We start from the raw sequence: 4,309 nt of genomic DNA, 5'->3' as shown, positions 1-4,309 counted from the left end.
TGTAGGAGCTGCCGAAGGCTGCGATCTTTTGACTTTGCTTCAGGAGAGCTCGGTACCCAGCACAACACTCAACGCGCTGCGTGCATCATCCAGCTGCACCAGCGTCGCATGGCGCGCGCCGAGGGCATCACGGTTCTCGATCGCGGTAAGAATCGCCTTGTGCCGTGGCAACGCCAGTTCATGCAGATTCGGCCGCTGGTTGGAATGTTTCAACGCCTCGGCAATCGCCACCGAGAGCATGTTGCACAGGTTCGCCAGCAGATCGTTATGGGTCGCGTCGGCAATCCGGCTATGGAAGTCCAGGTCCGGTTGCAGCAAGGCCTCCGGGGTCGGCGCGGCTTCCATGCGCTGATAGGCCTCGCCGATGGCGGCGATGTCGGCCTCGGTCGCGTGCTGGGCGGCGAGGGCGGCAGCGGCCGGTTCGATGATGCTGCGCACGCTGGTCAGCACATTGAAGAATTCATTCTGCGGACTGCTTTGCATCAGCCAGTGCAGCACGTCCGGGTCGAGCATGTGCCATTCGCGGCGCGCCTTGACCACCGTGCCGACGCGCGGTTTTGAATACACCAGCCCCTTGGCCACCAGCACTCGCGTGGCTTCGCGCAACACCGGGCGGCTGACCGCGTATTCCTCGCACAACAGCGCTTCGGCGGGCAGTTTGTCGTCGGGCAAAAAGCGTCCGGAGACGATCTGCATGCCCAGTTCCTGGACAATGCGCGAGTGCATGCTTTTACGGTCGGAAGGTTTGCGGTAATCCATGGGGAACGGCGCGATCCTGAGCGATGGAGATGCCGCGCATCATAGCAGGCACGGCGCATTCTTGAGGCGGGTAAAGAACAACTGTGGGAGCGAGCTTGCTCGCGAAAGCGGCGGGTCAAACAACATTGCAGTTGAATGTACCGCCGTCTTCGCGAGCAAGCTCGCTCCCACAGGGATTTGTGTGATCAGTGAGAATGACGCGGGACTTCCGCCCCTCGGCAGCCGACCAGGAAGTCGAAATCGCAACCCTGATCCGCCTGCAACACATGATCGATGTACAGCTGACGATAGCCGCCGACCAGTAGCTGCTGCGGCGGCTGCAGATCCGCCATGCGCGCTGCCAGTTCGGCATCCGGAATGTCCAGGTGCAAACGCCCGCTGGCGCAATCGAGCTCGATCCAGTCGCCTTCCTGCACCGCCGCCAATGGCCCACCGGCAGCGGCTTCCGGGGCAACGTGCAAAACCACGGTGCCGTACGCGGTGCCGCTCATCCGCGCATCCGAGATGCGCACCATGTCGGTCACGCCTTGGGCCAGCAGCTTGGCCGGCAAGCCCATGTTGCCCACCTCGGCCATGCCTGGATAACCCTTCGGCCCGCAGTTTTTCATCACCAGAATCGAGTCTTTATCGACATCCAGCTCCGGGTCGTTGATCCGCGCTTTGTACATGTCGAAGTTCTCGAACACCACCGCGCCGCCCCCGATGCTGCATCAATTCCGGGGTCGCGGCGGACGGCTTGAGTACCGCTCCCAGCGGCGCCAGATTCCCGCGCAATACGCAGATACCGCCGTCCGCGCGGATCGGATTGTCGAGGGTGCGGATCACTTCGTCTTCGCCATAGATCGGCGCGTCTTTGGTGTTCTCGCCCAGCGTCTTGCCATTCACGGTCAGCGCGTTCGGATTGGGGATCAGATTGGCCTCACCGAGACGCCGCAGCACCGCCGGCAAGCCTCCGGCGTAGTAAAACTCTTCCATCAGGAAGCGCCCGGACGGTTGCAGGTCGACGATGGTCGGCATGCCGCGCCCGATACGCGTCCAGTCGTCCAGAGCCAGCTCGACGCCGATGCGCCCGGCGATGGCTTTCAGGTGGATCACCGCGTTGGTCGAACCGCCGATCGCCGCGTTGACCCGAATGGCGTTTTCAAACGCTTCCTTGGTCAGGATCTTCGACAGGCGCAAATCTTCGCGCACCATCTCCACCGCGCGCATGCCGGACATGTGCGCCAGCACATAACGCCGCGCATCCACTGCCGGAATCGCCGCGTTGTGCGGCAACGAGGTGCCCAGCGCTTCGGCCATGCAGGCCATGGTCGACGCGGTGCCCATGGTGTTGCAGGTGCCCGCCGAGCGTGACATGCCGCCCTCGGCCCGCCGAGGAAATCGTCGAGGGTGATGGTGCCGGCCTTGACCTGCTCGCTGAGCTGCCACACCACCGTGCCGGAACCGATGTCCTTGCCCTTGTGCTTGCCGTTGAGCATCGGTCCGCCAGTGACGACGATCGCCGGCACGTCGCAACTGGCCGCGCCCATCAACAGCGCCGGGGTGGTTTTGTCGCAGCCGGTCAGCAGCACCACGCCGTCAATCGGGTTGCCGCGAATCGCTTCTTCGACATCCATGCTCGCCAGGTTGCGGGTGAGCATGGCGGTGGGGCGCAGGTTCGACTCGCCATTGGAGAACACCGGGAATTCCACCGGAAAGCCACCGGCCTCGATCACGCCGCGTTTGACGTGCTCGGCAATCTGGCGGAAATGCGCGTTGCACGGGGTCAGTTCCGACCAGGTATTGCAGATGCCGATGATCGGCTTGCCGTGGAACTGGTGGTCGGCGATGCCCTGATTCTTCATCCAGCTGCGGTACATGAAGCCGTTCTTGTCGGCCGTGCCAAACCATTGGGCGGAGCGCAGGGTGGGTTTCTTCTCAGACATGATCGATTCTCTTATTGTAAGACTATTGTTTGCGAGTCATGGCTAAACATAAGCGCAAAATCGTCGCTTTGGAAGTGTTGTTGCGTAATTAGTATTACTATATAGTCGTTTTCGACGGAGGGATCGGCCCTGGCGATTTTTCGCGAGAGGCGTCCCCCGAGGTTCTATAAAAACAACAATCGGAGACCGATCCCATGAGCCAGGAACTGCGGCTTATCCGCCGCATCACGCTGAAACTGATTCCCTTCCTGATCCTGCTGTACCTGATCGCCTATGTGGATCGTTCCGCCGTCGGCTTCGCCAAGCTGCACATGGGCGCTGACATCGGCATCGGTGATGCGGCCTACGGGCTGGGCGCCGGGCTGTTTTTCATCGGCTACTTTCTTCTCGAAATCCCCAGCAACCTGATGCTCGAACGCTTCGGCGCGCGGCGCTGGTTCGCGCGGATCATGATCACCTGGGGCGCGATCACCATCGGCATGGCGTTCGTCCAGGGCCCGCACAGTTTCTACGTCATGCGCTTTCTGCTCGGCGCGGCGGAGGCGGGGTTCTTCCCCGGCGTTCTGTACTACATCACCCAATGGTTCCCGGTACGCCATCGCGGCAAGATTCTCGGCCTGTTCATCCTCTCCCAACCGATTGCGATGATGATCACCGGCCCGGTGTCCGGTGGTTTGCTCGGTATGGACGGCATCCTTGGGCTGCACGGCTGGCAGTGGCTGTTCATCGTCATCGGCACCCCGGCGATCCTGCTGACCTGGCCGGTCCTGCGCTGGCTGCCTGATGGCCCACAAAATGTGAAGTGGATGGATCAGGCCGAGAAAGACTGGCTGACCGGCGAGCTGAAAAAGGATTTGCAGGAATACGGCCAGACCCGTCACGGCAACCCGCTGCATGCACTCAAGGACAAACGGGTGTTGCTGCTGGCGCTGTTTTACCTGCCGGTGACCCTGAGCATTTATGGCCTTGGCCTGTGGCTGCCGACGCTGATCAAACAGTTTGGCGGCAGCGATCTGGTGACCGGTTTCGTCTCGTCGGTGCCCTACATCTTCGGCATCGTCGGTCTGCTGATCGTGCCACGCAGCTCCGACCGCATGAACGATCGCTACGGCCACCTGGCGGTGCTCTATGTGCTGGGTGCACTGGGCCTGTTTTTCAGCGCCTGGCTGACCCTGCCGGTGGCACAACTGGCGGCGCTGTGTCTGGTGGCGTTCGCGCTGTTTTCCTGCACGGCGGTGTTCTGGACCTTGCCGGGGCGGTTCTTTGCCGGCGCGAGTGCGGCAGCGGGGATCGCGCTGATCAACTCGGTGGGCAACCTCGGTGGTTACATCGGGCCGTTCGTGATTGGCGCATTGAAGGAATACACCGGGAATCTGGGTTCGGGGTTGTATTTCCTCAGCGCAGTGATGGTGTTCGGTTTGATTTTGACCGGCGTGGTTTACCGCGTGCTTGAGCGCAAACACGTCCTGCCAGCCGAGCAATTCGCCGCCAGCGCACGCGGTGCCACCCGAACCTGATATCAAACGAACCATCACCGCAAACCCTGTGGGAGCTGGCTTGCCAGCGATGGCGGCGGCACATCCAACATAGCGGTATCTGACAGATTGCTATCGCTGGGCAAAGCC

2 protein-coding genes and 1 pseudogene are annotated in these 4,309 nt (G+C 61.7%); 1 reads left to right on the top strand and 2 read right to left on the bottom strand.

What is annotated here, in order from left to right; all coding sequences use genetic code 11:
• Positions 1-39 precede the first annotated feature (39 nt).
• Positions 40-759 (bottom strand): FadR/GntR family transcriptional regulator, encoded by a 720-nt coding sequence (locus HT737_RS03860; RefSeq protein ID WP_007917986.1) that lies wholly within the window; start codon positions 757-759, stop codon positions 40-42.
• Positions 760-944: 185 nt separating this feature from the next.
• Positions 945-2,684, bottom strand: a pseudogene (locus HT737_RS03855) (IlvD/Edd family dehydratase).
• Between the two features lie 194 nt (positions 2,685-2,878).
• On the opposite strand from HT737_RS03855, the gene HT737_RS03850 reads away from it, so the two are divergent.
• A complete protein-coding gene (locus HT737_RS03850) occupies positions 2,879-4,201 on the top strand; it encodes an MFS transporter (protein WP_047293892.1) in 1,323 nt (440 codons plus the stop codon).
• Positions 4,202-4,309: the final 108 nt, after the last annotated feature.

Source organism: Pseudomonas sp. MD195_PC81_125 (genome assembly GCF_014060985.1).
In the GTDB taxonomy this organism is placed as follows: domain Bacteria; phylum Pseudomonadota; class Gammaproteobacteria; order Pseudomonadales; family Pseudomonadaceae; genus Aquipseudomonas; species Aquipseudomonas parakoreensis.
This window is presented reverse-complemented; position numbering and strand designations above follow the sequence as displayed.

What these genes read in the sequence shown, in the direction of transcription:
- HT737_RS03850 (WP_047293892.1), top strand. Translation starts at nt 2,879, where the DNA reads ATGAGCCAGGAACTGCGGCTTATCCGCCGCATCACGCTGAAACTGATT.
- HT737_RS03860 (WP_007917986.1), bottom strand. Translation starts at nt 759, where the DNA reads ATGGATTACCGCAAACCTTCCGACCGTAAAAGCATGCACTCGCGCATT.